This window comes from Erythrobacter cryptus DSM 12079, from assembly GCF_000422985.1.
In the GTDB taxonomy this organism is placed as follows: Bacteria; Pseudomonadota; Alphaproteobacteria; order Sphingomonadales; family Sphingomonadaceae; genus Erythrobacter; species Erythrobacter cryptus.
The window spans coordinates 526899-547288 of the sequence record NZ_AUHC01000001.1; the positions used below are offsets into that span (position 1 = coordinate 526899).

The following is a 20390-nucleotide window of genomic DNA, read 5'->3' on the forward strand; positions in this document are numbered from 1 at the left end:
CGGGGGCGCAGCGCACAAGCGGCAGCGGCGGCTCCAGCGGCGCGCTTTGCCGCTGCTTGCGCATTACCCGAAAAAGCAAATGCTTGATGCGTGACAGGCGCAGAAAATTGCGATATTGCCCCGCGCCATGCATGGGGGGGGGCAGCACGATCTGGCGGTTCTGTTCGTGTGCCTTGGCAATATCTGCCGGTCACCGATGGCCGAGGGCGCGTTCCGCGCGGCGGCGCTGCGCAGCGGGCTTGATTGCGCCGTGGATTCGGCCGGCACGGCGGCCTATCACGTCGGCCAGCCGCCCGATCCGCGCGCGATTGCCATGGCCCGTGCCCATGGGGTCGAGATTGCCGGCCAGCGTGCGCGCCAGATCGAGCGCAGCGATTTCTACCGCTTCACCCATATCTTCGCGCTTGATCGCGCCAATCTCGAAGGGCTGCGCGCCCGCGCTCCGCGCGATGCCAGCGCCCGCCTCGCCTTGCTGCTCAATGCGGTGGAAGGGCGCAGGGGCGAGGCCGTGGCCGATCCCTACCACGGCGATGAAGCCGATTTCCGCGCCGCCTTGCAAGCGATCAACGAAGGGGTCGAGGCGCTGGTGGCGCGCTTCGTGAAAGATGGCGTGAGCCTCACGCTCTAGCCACCGCGCAGCAGCTGCACCCCCCAATCGCGCTCGAACAGGTAGAGCAGCAGCCGCGCCGCCTCACCGCGCGGCGAGGTCAGCCCCCCGTCGCGCTCCATCAGCAGCCGGGCATCGCCATGGGCGATGGGCAGCAGGCGCTGGGTCTGCTCGAGATCGGCGAGGCGAAAGCCGGCTTCGCCCGATTGCCTGGTGCCGAGCAGTTCGCCCCCGCCGCGCAGTTGCAGATCCTCCTCGGCGATGCGAAAACCATCCTGCGTCTCACGCATCAGCGCCAGGCGCCGCTTGGCGGTTTCGGAGAGTTCCTCGCCCCGCAGCAGCAGGCACACCGATTTTTCCGCACCCCGCCCCACCCGACCGCGCAGCTGGTGGAGCTGGGCAAGGCCGAAGCGCTCGGCCTGCTCGATCACCATCAGCGTGGCGGCAGGCACATCGACCCCCACTTCGATCACCGTGGTGGCCACCAGCAGCCGCGCCGCGCCGCTGGCAAAGCGCTCCATCGCCGCGTCCTTCACCTCGGGGCGCAATTGGCCGTGCACCAGCACCGCAGCCGCGCCGAACCGCGCCTTGAGCATGGCAAAGCGGGCCTCGGCCGCGGCGATGTCTTCCGCTGCCTGCGCCCCTTCGGCCTCGCGCACCATCGGGCACACCCAATAGGCCTGCTGCCCGCTTTCGAGATGGCGCGCGAGCGCCGCGACCACCTCATCGAGCCGCCCGATCGGCACCACCCGCGTGTCGATCGGCTGGCGCCCGGGGGGCAGCTCGTCGAGGCGGCTCACATCCATCTCGCCATAATGGGCAAGGGTGAGCGAGCGCGGGATCGGGGTTGCCGTCATCGCCAGGGTGTGTGGGGCGCGGCGGCCCTTGGCGGCGAGCGCGAGGCGCTGGGCCACGCCAAAGCGGTGCTGTTCATCGATCACCACCAGGGCCAGATCGCGATAGGACACCGCGTCCTGAAAGATCGCATGGGTGCCCACCACCAGCGGGATTGACCCGTCGATGAGGCCCATCAGCAGCCCCTCGCGCTCGCGCCCCTTGGCACGGCCCGTCAGCAGCGCCACCTCCACCCCGACCGGGGCGAGCAGGCGGCGCAGGGTTTCGTGATGCTGGCGGGCGAGGATCTCGGTCGGGGCAAGCAGCGCCGCCTGGCGCCCGGCCTCGACCGCGATCAGCATGGCGTGGAGCGCCACCACCGTCTTGCCCGCGCCGACATCGCCCTGCAGCAGGCGCAGCATCGGGGCTTCCTGCGCCATGTCGTCCGCGATCTCGCCGATCGCGCGGGCCTGCGCGCCGGTGAGACCGAAGGGCAGTTGCAGCCGGCCGCGCAGCCGCCCATCGCCCACCAGCGCCTGCCCGCGCCGCCGCCGCCCCTCGGCCCTCACCAGCAGCAGCGCCAGGGCATTGGCGAGCAATTCGTCATAGGCCAGCCGGTCGCGCGCCGCCTTGTCTTCGCCGCGGTGCGCCCGCTGCAGCGCCTCGCGCCACGATGGCCAGTCGGCGCGCGCCAGCTGGCCCGGCTCGATCCACTCGGGCAGCTCGGGCAGCCGCCCCAGCGCCTGGCCGACAAAATCGGCCATGCGCGGTTGGGTCAACCCCTCGGAGAGGCGATAGACCGGCTCGCACAACCGCGCCATTCCGGCGGTGCTTTCGGCAGCGATGTGATCGGGATGGACGATCTGGAGCATGTCGCCATAGCGATCGAGCCGGCCTGCCACCCAGCGCCGCTCGCCCACCGGCACCAGCTTCCTGGCCGCATGGGCAGCCTTGCCGAACCAGGCGAGCGCGCAGACCGTGCCGGCAGCGTCCTGCATCAGCACGCGATAGGGCGCGCGGCTGCCGGGGCGCGGGGCGCGGTGCTCGATCGCGCTTAGCGGCACGATCACCTGTTCGCCCTCGCGCGCTGCGGAAAGATCGGCCAGCGCCCGGCGGGTAACGAAACGTTCGGGCAGGTGATAGGCGAGGTCCTTGATGCGGGTGAGGCCCAGCCGCTCGAGCGGGCGCATCAGCTTGGGCCCCACGCCCTCGAGCGTGGCGACTTCAGCAAACAGCGGGTTCAGGGCCTCGGGGCGCATCGCGCCTTCTGGCTAACACCGCCTTGCGCGCATTGCGAGTTGAAGCCGCGCGAAGCTGTGGCTAGGGGACAAAGCCATGAGCGCCACGCCCCCCTTTGCCCAGCGGCTCGCGCGCGCCCGCTTCCGCGCCTGGCACCGCGGCACGCGCGAGGCCGATTTCCTCATCGGCGGCTTCTTCGATCGCCACCATGGCGCATGGGGCGAGGAGGAACTTGTCTGGTTCGAGGCCCTGCTCGATGCCGATGATGTTGACGTGATGGCCTGGGCGCTGGGCACGGCGCCGGCGCCCGCGCATCTTTCCGGCGCCCTGCTCGAAGCCTTGCAGCGGCTCGATTACGTCACCATTGCGCGCTAGGGGCGGCCTTGCGCGCGCCCACGCAGCCCCTTGGGAACGCCGGCGCGCCCGAGCCGCTTGTTGAAAGCCCATGCCCGATCTTGCCCACATCCTTGCCGCCCGCACCCCGCTGACGCTCTCCGCGCTGCCGCGCGGGGCAGCCCCGCTGGTGCTTGCCGATCTGGCCCGTGCGGCCCACGCCGGTGGCTCGGCGCGGCGGGCGGTGTTCATCGCCCCCGATGATGCAGCGATGCGCGCGCTGGCCGAGGCGGCGCGCTTCTTCGCCCCCGAGCTTGAGGTGATCACCTTCCCCGCGTGGGACTGCCTGCCCTATGACCGGGCCAGCCCGGCGCTGGCGATCAGCGCCGAGCGGCTCGCCGCGCTCCACCGCTTGCAGCACGCCGGCAAGGCGCCGCAATTGCTGGTGACCACCGCCAATGCCGTGCTCCAGCGGGTGCTCACCCCCTTCCGGGTGCGCGAGAGCGTGCGCGAGCTGCGCGTGGGCGCCCAGATCGGGCGCGAGAGCCTTGCCGCGCTGCTGCTGCGCCAGGGCTACAGCCGCAGCGAGACGGTGATCGACCACGGCGAATTCGCGCTGCGCGGCTCGATCGTCGATATCTTCCCCCCGGGCCTCGAGGCGGGCCTCAGGCTCGATTTCTTCGGCGATGAGCTGGAATCGCTGCGCCTGTTCGATCCCGCCACCCAGCGCACCACCGAAAGGATCGACGCGCACCTGCTGCTTCCCGCCTCCGAAGCGCTGGTGGACGAGGCCAGCATCAAGCGCTTCCGCACCCGCTATCGCGAGCTGTTCGGCGCAGGCGCCACGCAGGATCCGCTCTATGAAGCGGTGAGCGAGGGGCGACGGCTGGCCGGCATGGAGCACTGGCTGGCGCTGTTTGAGGAGCGCCTCGCCACGCTGTTCGACCATCTTGGCAAGCACGACGTGGTGGTGATCGATCAGGGGGCGCTCGCCGCGGCCGAGGAGCGCCTTTCCGACATCGCCGATTACCACGCCCAGCGCTGCGCCACCGCGGGCGAGAAGGCCGGCAGCTATCGCCCGCTCGCGCCAGAAGCGCTCTATCTTGCTCCCGGCGAATTTGCCGAGGCGCTCGCCGCCCTGCCCGCGCACCGCGCCAGCCCCTTTGCCGCCGATCCGGGCGCGGGCGTGGTCGATTTCGGCTTTCGCTCGGGCCGCGATTTCGCGCCCGAGCGCGGCCGCGGCGAGAATGTCTATGAGGCTGCTGCCGCCCATCTTGCCGGCGCGCTGCGCAGCGGGCGTAAGCCGCTCATCGCCGCCTATTCGCAAGGGAGCGCCGCGCGCATCGCCGCCATCCTTGCCGAGGCCGGGGCGCCCACGGTCGTGGCCGAGGGCTGGCAGCAAGCGCTCGGCCTGTCCGCGCGGGGGAAGGCCGCGGTGGTGGTGCTGCCTCTCGAACATGGCTTTGCCAACGACACGCTCGACCTTCTCACCGAGGCCGACGTGCTCGGCGACCGGCTGGTCAGGCGCAAGAAGAAGCGCCGCGATGCCGATGCCTTCCTCGCCGAGCTGCAGGCGCTCGCCCGCGGCGATCTGGTCGTGCATGTCGAGCACGGGATCGGGCGCTATCTCGGGCTCGAAGCGATCCCGGTGGGCAAGAGCAAGCACGATTGCGTCGCGCTCGAATATGCCGGGGGGGACAAGCTGTTCATCCCGGTCGAGAATATCGACGTGCTCAGCCGTTATGGTTCGTCCGAACAGGCCGTGCCGCTCGATCGGCTGGGGGGCGAGGCGTGGCAGCGCCGCCGGGCGAGGCTGAAGGAGCGCATCACCGCGATCGCCAGCGAGCTGATGCAGGTGGCCGCGGCGCGGGCGCTGCGGCAGGCCCCGGTGCTCGCCGCCGATCCAGCCAGCCTCACCCAGTTCACCGACCGCTTCCCCTGGGCCGAGACCGAGGACCAGGAACGCGCCATTGCCGAGGTGCTGGCCGATCTTGAAAGCGGCCGGCCGATGGACCGGCTGGTGTGCGGCGATGTCGGCTTTGGCAAGACCGAGGTGGCGCTGCGCGCGGCCTTCGTTGCGGCGATGAACGGCCAGCAGGTGGCGGTGGTGGCGCCGACCACGCTGCTTGCCCGCCAGCATTACCAGAACTTTGCCGAACGATTTGCGGGTTTCCCCCTCAAGGTCGGGCGGCTTTCGCGCCTCGTCAGCGCGAGGGAAGCCGCCGAGACCCGCGCCGGCCTTGAAAGCGGGCAGATCGACATCGTCATCGGCACCCACGCGATCCTGTCCAAGTCGACGAAGTTCAGGAACCTTGGGCTCGTCATCGTCGATGAGGAACAGCGCTTCGGCGTCACCCACAAGGAGCGCCTCAAGCAGCTGCGCGCCGATGTCCACGTGCTCACCCTCACCGCCACCCCTATCCCGCGCACGCTGCAGATGGCGATGAGCGGGCTGCGCGAACTTTCCACCATCCAGACCCCGCCGGTCGATCGCCTCGCGGTGCGCACCTATGTGATGGAATGGGACGACATGGTGATCCGCGAGGCGCTGCTGCGCGAGCATCACCGCGGCGGGCAGAGCTTCATCGTCGTGCCGCGCATCTCCGACATGGGCGAGATCGAGGAATGGCTGCGCACCCATGTGCCCGAGGTCAAGGTGGTGGCCGCCCACGGCCAGATGAGCGCCGGCGAGGTCGAGGAGCGCATGGGCGCCTTCTACGAGCGCAAGTATGACGTGCTGCTCTCGACCACCATCGTCGAAAGCGGGCTCGATATCCCCAGCGCCAACACCATCATCATCCACCGGGCCGATCGTTTCGGCCTTGCCCAGCTTTACCAGTTGCGCGGCCGGGTCGGCCGTTCAAAGCTGCGCGCATATGCCTTTCTCACGCACGAGGCCGGCGTTGCACTGTCCGAGGTGGCGCAAAAGCGGCTGAAGGTGCTGGGCGATCTCGACAGCCTCGGGGCGGGCTTCCAGCTTGCCAGCCACGATCTCGATATCCGCGGGGCGGGCAACCTCTTGGGCGATGAGCAATCGGGCCATATCCGCGAGGTCGGCTTCGAGCTCTATCAGGCGATGCTCGAGGAGGCGATCCTTGCTGCCAAGGCGGGCGAGATGGGTCTGGAGCGCCCGCGCGACCGGATCAGCCCGCAGATCACCGTTGATGCGCCGATCATGATACCGGAGGACTATGTGCCTGATCTTGCGGTGCGCATGGCGCTCTATCGCCGCCTCAACCAGGCCGAGGGCGAGGCCGAACTCGAAAGCCTTGCCGCCGAGATGATCGACCGCTTCGGCCCCTTGCCGCAGCCGACGCAGAACCTCATCCGCCTCATCACCATCAAGCACCAGGCGATCGCCGCCAATATCGCCAAGATCGATGTCGGCGCGCGCGGCACGCTCGTCACCTTCCATCAGGACGATTTTCCCGATCCTATGGGGCTGGTGGCCTATGTCGAGCGGCTCAATGCCGGGGGCAAGGACACTGCGCGGCTGCGGCCCGACATGAAGCTCGTCATCAACCGCGCCTGGGGCGATCCGTCAAGCCGCCTCAACGGGCTGTTCCAGCTGACCAAGGGGCTTTCGGCAATCGTGCGCAAGGCCAGCGCGCGCAGCGGGCGCAAGGCGGCCTAGCCTCATTGCGCGGTGCGACGCGGGCCGGGCGCCTGGAGCGGCCCCGGCCCGCGCCGGCAAGGCTCAGAAGGCGTAGCGCGCCACTACCTGGAACACCGGCCCGGCGCGCTCGGTCTCGAGCTCATACTCGTCGAAATCGCGGTTGCGCTGGTCAGCCAGGGTGTTGAACTTGTTGAACACCTCGTCCTTGGTGCCATCAAGCAGGTTGGAGCCGACCGCGCGGATGGTGAAGCTGTCACCGAAGCGCTTCTCGATGAACACCTCAAGATCGGCGCCATAGCGGGTGAACACTTCCTCGCCGATCACCCGGCCGAAGGCCTCGCCCTGCTTGCGATAGGTGACGCCAAGGGCGGCGCCGAAATCAGGCAGGTTCTGGATCGCGCCGAAATTGTAGACATATTCGGACTGGTCGTTGAACTGGCGCTTGCCGAATTCGTCGCGGATGGTGCTGTCGAGCAGCGCGAGATTGCCGAACACGCCGGTGTTGGGCAGGCCAAGGAAGGCGAGGCTGAAGGAGGCGTCGAACTCGATGCCATAGACCTCACCATCGCCGGTGTTGCGCGGGCTGTAGATGAAGGTGCCCGGTCCTTCCGAACCCTCGAGCGGCTGGCCATTGGGGCCGAGCACGGTCGCCAGTTCGACGAGGTTGCTGACATCGCGGTAGAACACGTTGACGCCAACCACCCCGTTGCGGCCGATCTTGTGCTCATAGCCGAGATCCGCGCCCCAGGAGGTTTCGGGCTTGAGCAGCGGGTTGCCGAGGAAGTCATTATCGCCCAGCTCGGCCTCGAGCAGGCCGGGGGTGATGAAATCGAAGCGCGGACGGCGCAGGGTGCGCGCGCCCGAGAGCGTGATGCGCCCGACACCCACCGCGATCTTGACCGAGGCCGAAGGCAGGAAGGCGTCATACTCGTTGCGGATCGTGCCCGCCCCGCCAACCTGCAAATCAGTGATGGTGGCGTCGGTGTTCTCCCAGCGGATCCCGGCCTCGAAGGTGATGTTGCCGGTCTCACCCTCGATCAGGGCATAAAGATCGCGGCGATCCTCCTCGATGCGGTTGAAGGCGCTCACCCCCAGCGCCGGGAAGGGGGTGGGCGCGAATTCGCCCGGATTGCGGGTGAACTGGTCATAGCCATCCCGCGCCGATACAGGCAGGTTGAAGCGACTGCGCACCTCCTGAAGCAGGAAATCGCGATCCTTGTTCTGCAGGAAACCGCCGATCGCCAGTTCCAGCCCCTCGCCAAGATCGAATTCCTGTTCGAGGTTGATGAAGAACTCATCATCCCTGGTGTCGCGCAACGTCAGATCGCCGGTGAAGCGCGGCGCGCTGCGGTCGAAATCGACCTCATATTCGAACTCGTCCTGCAGGTCATCGAAGCGCGAAAAGCCAACCCGCAGCTTGCTTTCGCCAAAACCCCATTCGTGGCTGAGCTTGCCCAGCACCGACCAGCTTTCGGTGGTGATGTCGTTGACATTGGCATTGTCGGTCAAAAGGTTGCCCGGCGGCGTGGTGCGCACCGGGCCGCTCACCGCCACCGGATCGTTGTATTCGAAGGAGCGCTCGTCCTCAGTGCGCTCGGTGCGCACGAAATTGCCGAGCAGCTCGAACCGGGTGGTCTCGTTCTCGATCGCCCAGCTGGCATTGAAGGCATAATCGGTGCCGTCGCGCACGTCGGTCTGGTCTTCGCGGTTGTCGAAGTCATCGGTGGCGAAATTGGGGTTGTTCTCGGGGCTGTCGCCATAGCGCAGGCTGAGCTTTTCCTTGGGGTTGTAGCGTCCCTGGATATTGGCGCCGATCAGCACCCTCCCGCCCGCGAGCGCGCCGCCATAGTAAAAGCCGCCCGAGGGCTTGACCTCGCCGTCATCGAAGAACAGCGCCCCGCCACGGATATAGCCGCCATCGAGGGTGAGGCCGTCGCGCAGCACGATGTTGAGCGAGCCGGCCACCGCATCCCCGGTGCGCCGCGCCGAGGCGGAGCGCACGATCTCGACCCGCTCGATCAGCTCGGCCGGGATGCGGTCGAGGAAGAAGGAACGGTCGGCATTGCCGCCGGGCACGCGCTCGCCATTGATGAGGATCTGGGTATAGCCCGGATCGAGCCCGCGCAGACGCGCCCCGTCGCTCTCGATCACGTCGGAAAGGAAGGTGACGCCCGGCACGCGCTTCAATGCATCGCCCGCGGTCAGCGGCTCGAAGCGCTGGAAATATTCCTCGTCATAGACGAGCACCGGCTCGGCCGCATCGGAACGGTTGCGAAAGCCGATCGCGCCCTGGACCACGATCTCCTTGGCGGTCTGGATCGGCCCGCCCTGTTCGTCAGCGGCCTGATCGGTATCGGGCGCAATGGAGGTGGCCTGGGCGGTGACGGCAAGATTGGCCGGGCGCTCCTCGGCGGCAAGCCCCGGGGCGACGAGCCCGGCAGCAAGGGCCACAGCGGCGCTGCCGGCGAACAGACGAATGCGGATCATGATGTGGGTTCCCCTTGCGGCCTGGCACGTGCGCCGCCGCTTTGCGCGGGGGCGATAGGGCGAGGCCGTGACAGACAGGCGACCGGGCGATGTCGGATCGGTTACAGGCCGCGCGCGCGCAAGATTCCGCAAGTCTGTTGCCCGCAGGCCACACTTGGACCGCTTCCATCAGCGCCGCCCCGCGCGCGCCTTGCCGCGCCCAGCGCTCTGTGACAGCACCGGCGACCCATCCCGCCCGGGATGCAAAGACTTAAAAACAAGGGGAGAAGATAATGACCAACAGGATCTTCCGGCGGGCCTTCCACCGTGGCCTGCTGCTCGCCGGCGGTGCTGCCGTGCTGTGCGCCGCCCCGGTAGCGGCGCAGGATGCAGCCGAGACGCGCGCCACCGACACCTCCGAGGGCAATGTCATCATCGTCACCGCGACCAAGCGCGACACCCGCATCCAGGACGTGCCCTTTTCGATCAATGCGCTGACGCAGGAGGACATTCAGCGCTCGGGCGCGGTGACGCTCGAGGATCTGTCGCGCAGTGTCGCAGGGCTGACCATCCAGAACCTTGGGCCGGGGCAGAGTCAGGTCTCGGTGCGCGGGATCTCCGCCGGGCAGGTGGTGCGTGACCAGCCGGGGGTGAAGGAGCAGGTCGGCGTCTATCTCGACGAATCGGTGATCTCGCTCTCGCTCTTCACCCCCGATCTCGACCTGTTCGATTTAAACCGCGTCGAAACCCTGCGCGGCCCGCAGGGCACACTGTTCGGTTCGGGTTCGGTGGGCGGCACGATCCGCTACATCACCAACCAGCCGCGCCTGGGCGTGACTGAGGGCGCTCTCGAGGCCAATCTCAACCTCATCGATGGCGGCAATGCCGGCGGCCACCTCAAGGGCGCACTCAATGCCCCGCTGGGCGAGAATGCGGCGATCCGCGCGGTCGGCTATTACACCCGCTATGCCGGGTTCATCGATGCGCTGGGGCCGGCCGGGGGCAAGAATGTCAATGATGGCGAGCGCTATGGCGGGCGCATTGCGATCACCTTCGAACCCACCGACAGCCTTTCGATCACCCCGCGGGTGGTCTATCAGAAGGTCTCCGCCAATGGCTTCAACCGGCAGGAGATCTACAACCTCTTTGCCAACCGCTTCACCACCTCGCGCCCGCCGATCCAGCTGGGCAAGCGCGAGCAATATCTGCTGCTGCGCGAGGCCTTCGAGGATGAGACCTGGATCGCCGACCTCACGGTGAAGCTCGACCTTGGCAGCGTCGATCTCACCTCGGTCACTTCCTATATCAACCGCGACATCCTGGTGAGCCGCGATGCCAGCGCGCTCACCGGTTCGGTCTCGGTTGATCTGGGCTATCCGGCGGCCGCGGTGCTGCTGCCGTCCAACCTGCGCGACACCACCGATCTTGAAACCTTCACCCAGGAAGTGCGCCTCGCCTCGGACAACGACGGGCCGTTCCAGTGGCTGATCGGTGCCTTCTATTCGGATGTGCAGCGTGATTACAGCCAGCGCCTGCCCACCCCCGGCTATGATGCCTTCACCGATGCGGTGTTCGGCCCGGGCACCTCGGCGGCGGTGGCCAATGGCTTTCCGGCCAATTCGCCGTTCAACTCCGATCTGCCCTTCGACATCGAGCAGTTCGCGGTGTTTGGCGAGGCGAGCTATGACATCACCGATCGGCTGACCTTCACCGCCGGCGGGCGCTATTACGACTTCAAGGAGACCCGCACCATCACCACCGGCGGCCTGTTTGCCAATGGCGATCAGGGCGTGGTCGATCGCACCGCCTCGGACGGCTTCACCCCGCGCTTCCTGCTGAGCTACAAGGCGAGCGAGGATGTCACCGTCAACGCGCAGGTATCGCGCGGCTTCCGCCTCGGCGGGGTCAACGACCCGCTCAACACCCCGCTGTGCAACGCGCAGGACCTGGCGCTGTTCGGGGGCTTCCAGGACTATGACGATGAAACGCTGTGGAACTACGAACTCGGGGTGAAGACCCAGGGGACCGGCTTCACCTTCAACGCCGCGGCCTTCTACAATGACATCAGCAACCTTCAGGTCACGCTCGATGCGGGCAGCTGCTCCTCGCGCATCGTCTTCAACGTGCCCGAGGCCTTTGCCGCCGGGATCGAGGCCGAGCTGGCGCTGACCCCCGCCCCGGGGCTCAACTTCAGCCTGAGCGGCAGCTATGTCGAATCCGAATTCAAGAGCACCCTGCCCGGCGCGCTCGCCGCGGCAACCGGGATCCGCGATGGCAACCGCCTGCCTTCGGTGCCCGAGTTCCAGCTCTCGGCCAGCGGCAGCTACGAATGGGATCTGAACGCGAGCACCACCGCCTTCGTGGCCGGCTCGTTCCAGCATGTCGGCTCGCGCTACACCCAGCCGGCCGACCAGGAGAACAACCCGCGCACCTTCGTGCACAACCTGCCCTTTGGCGGGGCGCCGGCCAATGCCGCGACCACGGTCAACCTGCTGCTGCCCGATTACCAGCTGGTCAACCTCAGCGCCGGGGTCGAGCTCGACAGCGGGCTTTCGGTCACGGCCTATGTCAACAACCTGTTCGACGAGAACCCGCTGCTCTCCTTCGATCGCGAACGCGGCGGACGGGCGCGGCTCGGGTTCAATGTCGGCCAGCCGCGTACCTTTGGGGTGACGTTGCGGCAGACCTTCTGAGCGATTGGCGCACGCGGCGGGCTGCCCCCCGGGTGCCTGACGCGTGCGCCCTTGCGCTCAGCCGTGGCCGATTAACCGCGGCCCATCAACCGTGGCCCATACCGCGCGCGGTGCGGGCAAGCGCCACCACCTGTTTGCCCGGCATCGGCGCGGCGCGCAGGAAGCCCTGCCAGCAATCGCAGCCCTCGGCGGTGATCGCGGCGCGCTGGATCTCGGTCTCGATCCCCTCGGCATAGATCGCCAGGCCGAGCGCCTTGCCGAGCTGGATGATCGCCCGCAGCACCGCGAGCGCGGTGGCATCGCCCGGCACACCCTCGGCCATCGCCCGATCAAGCTTGAGCGCATCGAGCGGCAATTCGCGCAGATAGCGGAAATTGCAGAAGCCCGCGCCGAAATCGTCGAGCGCGGTGCGAAAGCCGAGGCCGCGCAGCGCCTTGAGCGCGCTCGCCGCCTGGGCAAGGTTCCTCAGCAGAAGATCCTCGGTGATCTCGAGCATCAGCCGCGCGGGCGCGATCGCCGAACGGCCGATCAGCGCAGCGAAATCGGCCGCGAAGCGCTCCTCTCCCAGCTCCTCGGGCGTAATGTTGAGCGAGAGCGTCAGGTGTTCGGGCCAGACGGCGGCCTCCTCGAGCGCACGGGCCACCACGTGGCGCGAGAGCGGCGCCACCAGCGCCGCGCGCTCGGCCACCGCAAAGAGATCGCGCGCGCCGATCACCCCCAGGCTCGGGTGCTGCCAGCGCGCCAGCGCCTCGGCCCCCACCACCGCCCCGCTGCGGCAGGCAAATTGCGGCTGGAACAGGACCTCGATCTCGCGCCGGTCGAGCGCGCGCAGCAGATCGGCCTCGAGCACGCCGGGGCTGACACCGGGAAAGCGGCCGCGCAAGGGGCCGCGCAGGGAAGTCAGCCGCTGATCCATGCCTCTCCTCTTGCGCCCGGCTTGTGTCCTCGGGGCCCTTGCCCCCCAGCCCTCAGCCCCTGCCTTTAACCTTTGTCGCAAGCCGATGCCTGCATCAATTGCAATCCGCCCGAATCTGGCACATCACAGCGCCCGCGGCGAGAGGATCAGGGCAAACTGGGCGATTGCCGGAGCGGTTCGGGCAAAGGGGGAGCGATGGCGAGCAACGGATCGGGCTTTGCGCGGCTGGCGCTCACCGCCTCGGAGACCGAGCGCGCGCAGGAGGCCTATGCCGCGCTGCTGCCCCAGCACGATTGGGTGCCGCTCGATGAGGCCGAGGCGGTGGTGGTGCTCGGCGGCGATGGCTTCATGCTCCAGGTGCTGCACGCGATGCTCGATGCCGGGCGGGTGATCCCGGCCTATGGCATGAATCTTGGCACCGTGGGCTTCCTGATGAACCGCTATGACAAGCGCTCGGCAATCGCTGCGCGGGTGGCACGGGCGCGGCGCTGGACAGTCTCGCCGCTCAAGGTCGAGGCGATCACGCAGGACGGCAAATGCCATGCGCTGATGGCGATCAACGAGATCTCGCTGCTGCGCGAGACCCGCCAGACCGCCAAGATCGAGGTGACCGTGGGCGAGCGGGTGCGCATCCGCGAGCTGGTGTGCGACGGGGTGCTGGTGGCGACCCCGGCAGGATCGACCGCCTACAACCTTTCGGCCAATGGCCCGATCCTGCCGCTGGGCTGCGGGATGCTGGCGCTCACCCCGATCAGCCCGTTCCGTCCGCGGCGCTGGCGCGGGGCGATCTTGCCTGATCGGATGAAGATCATCCTCAAGGTGCTCGATCCGGCCAAGCGCCCGGTGGCGGCGGTGGCCGACCAGAAGGAGCTGCGCGACATTGCCGAGGTGCGGCTGCAAATCGCGCACGATGCTGATCTCACCTTGCTGTTCGATCCGGGCCAGAGCCTCGAGGAGCGGATCGTGGCCGAGCAGTTCATCACCGCCTGATCCGCCCCGCCCGGCCGGGCGGCGCGGATCCACGGCGCGGCGGTGCGGCGGTGGAAAAGCCCTCTTGCAATCGTCTCGGCAGGCCCATATAGGCGCGCCTCTGCCAGCGGTTGCACCCGCCGGTTGCTCCCCGATAGCTCAGCGGTAGAGCATTCGACTGTTAATCGAACGGCCGTAGGTTCGAATCCTACTCGGGGAGCCATCTTCTTCCAGGAACGGCGCGGTTCTGGCTAAAGGCCAAGCAGCAGCCGCATGCCCACCAGCGCCACCAGCAGCGCGGTGAGCCAGCGCAGCCAGTGCAGCGGCAGGAAGCGCACCGCCAGAAGGCTGCCCACCTGCCCGCCGATCGCCACGGCAACAAGCAGGGGCAGGCCGGCGCCCACCGCCGCGCCCATTAGGCCGGGGCCGTGCTTGAGCATCTGCCCGGCAAGGCCAAAGAGCGAATTGACGAGGATGAACAGGCTGGAGCTTGCCGCGATCGCGCGGGCGCTCTCCCAGCGGGCAAGGTGTAGCAGCGGGGCGAGGAACACCCCTCCGCCGATCCCCACCAACCCGGCCAGATAGCCAAGCGGCGCGGCCATCAGCGGCATCAGCCGCGCGGCGCGGGTGGGTGTGCCGCCGGCCCTCTCGCGCAGTGGGATCAGCATGGCAAGGCTCGTGACCAAGAGACTTGCCCCCAACAAGGCGTGAAAGACGCTTTCGGCAATCGGGGTCAGCCCACCGAGGAAACTTGCCGGAGCGCCCAGCGCCACCAGCCCCCACGCGCGCCGCCACGGGGTAAGGCGCGCGCGGGCAAAGCGGATGCTGCCCCCCGCCACCACCACGATGTTGCAGGCCAGCGCCAGCATCGGCAACAGGCGGTAATCCAACCCCGCAAGCGCCAGCAGCGCGGCATAGGTCGATCCCCCGCCAAAGCCGACGCTGGCATAGACGAGCGCCACCAGCGCAAAGGCAGCCGCGAGCAGCGCCGGAACCGCCCCGATCATCGCTGAGATCGCCTGGCTTCAGGCCCCGGAACGCTCAGGCGGTCTGCTGTGCGCCGATCGCGCCGTGGCAATGCTTGTACTTGCTCCCCGAGCCGCAGGGGCACGGCGCGTTGCGGCTGATCGCAAGCCCGGCATAGGGGTTGGCGCTTTCCGCCCCGCCCGGCCCTGCGGCCGCGCGCGGGCTGCCGGCGAGCGCGCCGAACAGCTCGGGCCGCCGCTCCGAACCATCGCCATCGGCCGAATCGTCAAGCCCGGTGAGCGGGTCGATATGGCCGGTGAGGAAGGCGGGCAGCTCGGGCAGGGCCTGCGGCGGCGGCGGGGCGATCCGCAGTTCGGCGCGATAGAGGATGCGGGTGACATCCTCGCGCAGGGTATCGAGCATGGTCTCGAACAGGCTGAAGGCTTCCTGCTTGTATTCGTTGATCGGCTGCTTCTGGGCAATGCCGCGCAGCCAGATCACCTGGCGCAGCGCATCGAGCGTGGCGAGGTGCTCCTTCCAGTGGTGATCGAGCTGGCGCAGCAGCACGTCCTTTTCCACCATCCGCCAGATCGCCGGATCGGACGAAGCGATCTTCTCGGCCATCTGCGCATCGGTGAGCGTGCGCAGCCGCTCCTCGATCAGCTCGGGCTCGACCTGGTCCTCGGCGAGCCATTCATCGAAGGGCGGTTCGATCCCGAAGATATCGGCAACCCGCGCCTTCAGCCCCTCGATATCCCACTGTTCGGGATAGGAGCCGGGCGGGCAGGCGGCGCCGACCAGCGCGTTGATGGTATCATGGCGCATGTCGGTGACGACATCATCGACCGCCTCGGCATCCATGATCTCGGCGCGCTGTTCATAAACCACCTTGCGCTGGTCGTTCATCACGTCGTCATACTGCACCACCTGCTTGCGGATGTCGTAGTTGCGCGCCTCGACCTTCTTTTGCGCGGTCTCGATCGCCTTCGACAGCCATTTCGAGGCGATCGCCTCGCCATCGGCGAGGTTGGCGTTCATCATCTTGGCAAACAGCGTGTCTGGCCCGAAGATGCGCAGGAGATCATCCTCGAGACACAGGTAGAAGCGCGAGAGGCCCGGGTCACCCTGCCGGCCCGAACGGCCGCGCAGCTGGTTGTCGATCCGGCGCGATTCGTGCCTTTCGGTGCCGAGCACGAACAGCCCGCCGGCTGCGATCACCTTCTGCTTCTCCTCGGCCACCTCGGCGCGGATGCGGGCGATCGCCGCATCGCGCTCGGGCCCCTCGGGCATGTCCTTGAGTTCATCGGCGATGCGGAACTCGGCATTGCCGCCCAGCTGGATATCGGTGCCGCGCCCGGCCATGTTGGTGGCGATGGTCACCGCCCCCAGCCGTCCGGCCTGGGCGACGATATGGGCTTCCTGCTCGTGGAAGCGGGCGTTGAGCACCGAATGCTTCACCCCTTCGCGGGTCAGATACTCGCTGAGCAGCTCGGATTTCTCGATCGAGACCGTGCCCACCAGCACCGGCTGGCCGAGCTGCTGCTTTTCCTTGATGACCTTGGCGATGGCGGCGAACTTGTCGGCGGTGTTCTTGTAGAACTGGTCGTCCTCGTCGATCCGCGCTACCGGCAGGTTGGTGGGGATCTCGACCACACCCATCTTGTAGATATCCCAGAACTCGGCCGCCTCGGTGGCGGCGGTGCCGGTCATGCCGGCAAGCTTGGGATACATGCGGAAATAGTTCTGGAAGGTGATCGAGGCGAGCGTCTGGTTCTCAGGCTCGATCCGCACCCCTTCCTTGGCCTCGACCGCCTGGTGCAGCCCGTTCGACCAGCGGCGCCCGTCCATCATCCGCCCGGTGAACTCGTCGATGATGATGACCTTGCCGTCCTTGACGATGTAATCGGTGTCGCGCCGCCGGGCGAAATTGGCGATCAGCGCCTGATCGAGGTGGTGGACGACCTGGGTGTTCTCGACATCATAGAGGTTGTTGGTGGCAAGCAGGCCCTTGGCGATCAGGATCTTCTCGACCTCCTCGATCCCCTCCTCGGTGAGCTGGACGCGCTTGACCTTTTCGTCAATGTCGAGCCACTCGCGCGGCACGGCCTTGGCCACCTCATCGAGCGCGATGTAAAGGTCGGACTTGTCGTCGGTCGGCCCGGAGATGATGAGCGGTGTGCGCGCCTCGTCGATCAGGATCGAATCGACCTCGTCAACAATGGCGAAGTTGAACGGGCGCTGCACCATCTGGCTGCGCTCGTGCTTCATGTTGTCGCGCAGGTAATCAAAGCCGAACTCGTTGTTGGTGCCGTAGGTGATGTCGGCGTTGTAGGCTTCGCGCTTGTCCTCCTCGGCCATGCCGGGCACGATCACCCCGACGCTGAGGCCGAGCCAGTTGTAAAGCCGGCCCATTTCGGCCGCATCGCGCCGGGCAAGGTAATCATTGACGGTGACGACATGCACGCCCTTGCCCTCGAGCGCGTTGAGATAGACCGCGAGCGTGGCGGTGAGGGTCTTGCCCTCGCCGGTGCGCATCTCGGCGATCTCGCCGCGGTGGAGCACCAGCCCGCCGATCAGCTGCACGTCGAAATGGCGCATCCCGAATACCCGCACCGAGGCCTCGCGCACCGTGGCGAAGGCCTCGGGCAGGATGTCATCGAGGCTCGCGCCCTCGTCGATAAGGCCGCGCAGCCTCACGGTCTGGGCCTTGAGTTCCTCATCGCTCATGGCCTGCATCTGCGGCTCGAGCGCGTTGATCTTGGCGACGATCTTGCGCGCCGCCTTGATGTAGCGGTCATTGGCCGAGCCGAAGACCGACTTGATGATGGTGTTGAGCATGGGCTGAACCCTTGATGGCATGGCCCCCGGCAAAGGGGGGGGGCGTGAACGGATGGGACAATATGGCAGGGGTGCGCGCCGGTCGCACGAGGCAGGGCCATGCGCGCGGCAGGGTGGGCGGGCGCAAAGCGCCTATTCGTGGGCGCGCTCGATCCCGATAAGCACCGGCGCTCGCAGCGCCGCAGGCGCGTGGCTGCGCGAGGGCGGCGCCGCATGCTCGCGATCTTCGCGGATGGTGGCGGGCGCGCTTGCGGCCCGGGCGATCTCGCCGCCGGCCGCCTCGTGCCCGGCAGGCTCGGCCGTGCCGGAATCGCAGGCCAGCGCTTCGGCCAGCGCCGGGGCAGCCGCCACCGCAGCCGGGCTGCCGAAGGCGGCAAGCCCGGTGATGAGGGCCAGAAGCGCGAAGAAATGCCGGGTCATTGCCCTGTCACATAGGCGCAGGCGCCGCTTTCGTCCACCGCCATTCGCTGATTTACTGTGCCGCCCCGCCCGCCTAGAGGCGGTGGCGCCATGGATATTGCCCGCTCGCCCCTCGCCCGTCCCTTTCCCGATCTGCCCGCAATCGCCGGCGTGACCCTGCGCGTTGCCCGGGCCGGATACAAGGCCTGGGACCGCTGCGACCTGACGCTGGCCGAGCTGGCCGAGGGCACGGCCGTGGCAGGGGTCTTCACCAAGAGCGCCTGCGCCTCGTCCGAGGTCGAACTCGGCCGCGCCCATGTGGCGCAAGGCCGCGCCCGGGCGCTGGTGGTCAATGCCGGCAATTCCAATGCCTTCACCGGCTGGCGCGGGCGCGCGGCGGTGGAGGCGATCATGGATCAGGTGAGCGCGGCGCTCGGCTGCCCGCGCGCGGAGGTGTTCGTCTCCTCGACCGGGGTGATCGGCGTGCCGCTGCCTCAGGACAAGGCCCGCGCCGGGATCGCCACCGCGCTGGCAGCCGCGCCTTGCGGCTGGGAGGAGGCCGCCATGGCGATCGGCACCACCGACACCTTCCCCAAAGGCGCGGGGACGAGCGCGATGATCGGCGGCACGCGGGTGGAACTTGCCGGGATCATCAAGGGCTCGGGCATGATCGCCCCCGACATGGCAACCATGCTTGGCTACATCTTCACCGATGCCGCCATCGCCCCTGCCTTCCTGCAGGAGCTGCTGGCGCGCGCCAATGCCGAGACCTTCTCCTGCATCACGGTTGATGGCGACACCTCGACCAGCGACACGGTGATGGTCTTTGCCACCGGCAAGGCCGGCAATGTCGTGATCGAGGGCTGGGACAGCCCCGGCGCCGATGCCTTTGCCGCGGCGCTCTCCGCGCTGTGCCGCGACCTTGCACAGCTGGTGGTGCGCGACGGCGAGGGCGCGCAGAAATTCATCACCATCCGCGTGACCGGCGCGGTGAGCGATGCCAGCGCGCGGCGCATTGGCCTTGCGATCGCCAATTCGCCGCTGGTCAAGACCGCGATTGCGGGCGAGGATGCCAATTGGGGCCGGGTGGTCATGGCGGTGGGCAAGGCGGGCGAGCCTGCCGACCGCGACCGGCTCTCGATCGCGTTCGGGGGCGTGTGGACGGCGCGCAATGGCCTGCCGGTCGAAGCCTATGACGAGGCGCCCGTGGCCGCGCATCTCAAGGGCGAGGAAATCGACATCGCGGTCGATCTTGCCCTTGGTGAGGGGCGCGCCACGGTGTGGACCTGCGATCTCACCCACGGCTACATCAGCATCAACGCGGATTATCGTTCGTGAGCGCGCTCGATCAGGAGATCCACGCGCTTTTGCGCTTTGCCGCCGCGCGTTCGATGCTGCCGCGCTTTCGCAACCTTGCGGCGGGCGAAGTCGAGATGAAGGGTGCGGACGATCCCGTCACCGTGGTCGACCGCGAGGTCGAGGCCTTTCTCACCGAGGCGCTCACAAGGCTCGCCCCCGGTGTGCCCGTCGTGGGTGAGGAGGCCGCCCACGCCGACCGCAGCGTGCTCGATCGCCTCAGCGGCCCCTGCTGGATCATCGATCCGCTCGATGGCACCGCGAACTTTGCCGAGGGCAAGGCGCCCTTCGGTATCATCATCGCCCTTGCCGATGGGGGCGAGGCGGTGGCGGGGTGGCTTTATGATCCGGTGAAAGACCGCCTTTGCCACGCCCGCCGCGGTGAGGGCGCCTTTGTCAGTGGCGAGCGGATCGCGGCGCGCAGCACCGGCAACCCCCGCCCGGTGGTGGCGGTGAGCCGCATCTTCCTGACCCCTGAGCAATCGGCGCTGGTCGATGCGAAGCTCGCCCCACATTACACCCTCACCGACATTCCGCGCTGCGCGGCCGAGCAATATCCGCGCCTTGCCCTCGGCGAAAACGACATTTCGAGCTTCAAGCGCACGCTCGCCTGGGATCACGCTGCAGGGGTTCTGTGGCTCAACGAGGCCGGCGGCAAGGCCGCCAGGCTCGATGGCAGCGCCTATCGAGTCGATCAACACGATGCGCCCGGGCTGGTGGCAGCCGCCAGCCCGGCGCTGTGGGACGCATTCATCGCGAGGCTCGGCGCCTAGGCGCTCACAGCGCGCTTTCGAGCCAGGCCTTCAATTGGCTCTTGGGCGCCGCGCCCACCTTGTGCGCCACCGGCTTGCCGTTCTTGAACAGCACCATCAGCGGGATCGACTGCACCCCCATCTGCGCGGCGATGTCGGTGTTTTCCATGATGTCGATCTTGGCGATCTTGACCTTGCCGGCCAGCTCCTCGCTGATCTCCTCGAGCGCGGGGGCGATCATCTTGCACGGGCCGCACCAATCGGCCCAGAAATCGACCAGCACGGGGGTGTCGCTTTGAAGCACATCGGCGGCAAAGCTGGCATCGGTGACGTTGACGGTGGCCATGTTCGTTCTCCTTGTTGCGGCCAGAATAGGGGCCGAGGCAAAGCCATTGCAATCTGGGCC

The 20390-nt window shown here is 67.7% G+C and carries 14 protein-coding genes and 1 tRNA gene; 8 read left to right on the forward strand and 7 right to left on the reverse strand.

Annotated features, from left to right (window positions below; translation table 11 throughout):
* Window positions 1–127: 127 nt before the first annotated feature.
* Entirely contained in the window at window positions 128–628 is a 501-nt protein-coding gene (locus G524_RS0102575) for a low molecular weight protein-tyrosine-phosphatase (RefSeq protein ID WP_036857116.1), read from the forward strand.
* Here the strand turns inward: G524_RS0102575 and recG are convergent.
* Window positions 625–2700 (reverse strand): ATP-dependent DNA helicase RecG, encoded by a 2076-nt coding sequence (gene recG / locus G524_RS0102580; protein WP_027442306.1) that lies wholly within the window; start codon window positions 2698–2700, stop codon window positions 625–627. The two genes, G524_RS0102575 and recG, sit on opposite strands and share 4 nt — an antisense overlap.
* Before the next feature lie 76 nt (window positions 2701–2776).
* On the opposite strand from recG, the gene G524_RS0102585 reads away from it, so the two are divergent.
* Both G524_RS0102585 and mfd read left to right on the forward strand, forming a co-directional pair.
* A complete protein-coding gene (locus tag G524_RS0102585) occupies window positions 2777–3055 on the forward strand; it encodes an FAD assembly factor SdhE (RefSeq protein ID WP_027442307.1) in 279 nt (92 codons plus the stop codon).
* A gap of 70 nt (window positions 3056–3125) precedes the next feature.
* Window positions 3126–6647, forward strand: coding sequence for a transcription-repair coupling factor (gene mfd / locus G524_RS0102590; RefSeq protein ID WP_027442308.1), 3522 nt, complete (start codon window positions 3126–3128; stop codon window positions 6645–6647).
* A gap of 63 nt (window positions 6648–6710) precedes the next feature.
* Here mfd and G524_RS0102595 read toward each other — a convergent pair whose 3' ends face one another.
* Entirely contained in the window at window positions 6711–9116 is a 2406-nt protein-coding gene (locus tag G524_RS0102595; protein ID WP_027442309.1) for a TonB-dependent receptor plug domain-containing protein, read from the reverse strand.
* A gap of 272 nt (window positions 9117–9388) precedes the next feature.
* Here G524_RS0102595 and G524_RS0102600 point away from each other — a divergent pair, with 272 nt between their 5' ends.
* Window positions 9389–11788: a TonB-dependent receptor gene (locus G524_RS0102600; RefSeq protein ID WP_051220847.1), complete on the forward strand. Its 2400-nt coding sequence runs from the start codon at window positions 9389–9391 to the stop codon at window positions 11786–11788.
* A gap of 85 nt (window positions 11789–11873) precedes the next feature.
* Here G524_RS0102600 and G524_RS0102605 read toward each other — a convergent pair whose 3' ends face one another.
* Complete coding sequence (locus G524_RS0102605) at window positions 11874–12704, reverse strand: EAL domain-containing protein (protein WP_027442311.1); 831 nt, start codon at window positions 12702–12704, stop codon at window positions 11874–11876.
* Window positions 12705–12899: 195 nt separating this feature from the next.
* Between G524_RS0102605 and G524_RS0102610 the strand changes: the two genes are divergently transcribed.
* Window positions 12900–13694: an NAD kinase gene (locus G524_RS0102610; RefSeq protein ID WP_027442312.1), complete on the forward strand. Its 795-nt coding sequence runs from the start codon at window positions 12900–12902 to the stop codon at window positions 13692–13694.
* Window positions 13695–13821: 127 nt separating this feature from the next.
* Window positions 13822–13896, forward strand: a tRNA-Asn gene (locus G524_RS0102615).
* A 28-nt stretch (window positions 13897–13924) separates the two neighbouring features.
* Here the strand turns inward: G524_RS0102615 and G524_RS0102620 are convergent.
* The 3 genes from G524_RS0102620 to G524_RS0102630 all read right to left on the reverse strand — a co-directional run bounded on the left by G524_RS0102620 (window position 13925) and on the right by G524_RS0102630 (window position 17897).
* Complete coding sequence (locus G524_RS0102620) at window positions 13925–14680, reverse strand: sulfite exporter TauE/SafE family protein (RefSeq protein WP_027442313.1); 756 nt, start codon at window positions 14678–14680, stop codon at window positions 13925–13927.
* A 34-nt stretch (window positions 14681–14714) separates the two neighbouring features.
* On the reverse strand, window positions 14715–17477 hold the full coding sequence (gene secA, locus G524_RS0102625) for a preprotein translocase subunit SecA (protein ID WP_027442314.1): 2763 nt from the start codon (window positions 17475–17477) through the stop codon (window positions 14715–14717).
* Between the two features lie 132 nt (window positions 17478–17609).
* A complete protein-coding gene (locus G524_RS0102630) occupies window positions 17610–17897 on the reverse strand; it encodes a hypothetical protein (protein WP_027442315.1) in 288 nt (95 codons plus the stop codon).
* 90 nt (window positions 17898–17987) lie between these two features.
* On the opposite strand from G524_RS0102630, the gene argJ reads away from it, so the two are divergent.
* Together argJ and G524_RS0102640 are read left to right on the forward strand one after the other, a co-directional pair.
* Window positions 17988–19214 (forward strand): bifunctional glutamate N-acetyltransferase/amino-acid acetyltransferase ArgJ, encoded by a 1227-nt coding sequence (argJ, locus tag G524_RS0102635; RefSeq protein ID WP_027442316.1) that lies wholly within the window; start codon window positions 17988–17990, stop codon window positions 19212–19214.
* A complete protein-coding gene (locus G524_RS0102640; protein ID WP_027442317.1) occupies window positions 19211–20005 on the forward strand; it encodes an inositol monophosphatase family protein in 795 nt (264 codons plus the stop codon). Before argJ ends, G524_RS0102640 begins: the two co-directional genes overlap by 4 nt.
* Before the next feature lie 4 nt (window positions 20006–20009).
* Here the strand turns inward: G524_RS0102640 and trxA are convergent, their stop codons facing one another.
* A complete protein-coding gene (gene trxA, locus G524_RS0102645) occupies window positions 20010–20330 on the reverse strand; it encodes a thioredoxin (protein WP_027442318.1) in 321 nt (106 codons plus the stop codon).
* Window positions 20331–20390: the final 60 nt, after the last annotated feature.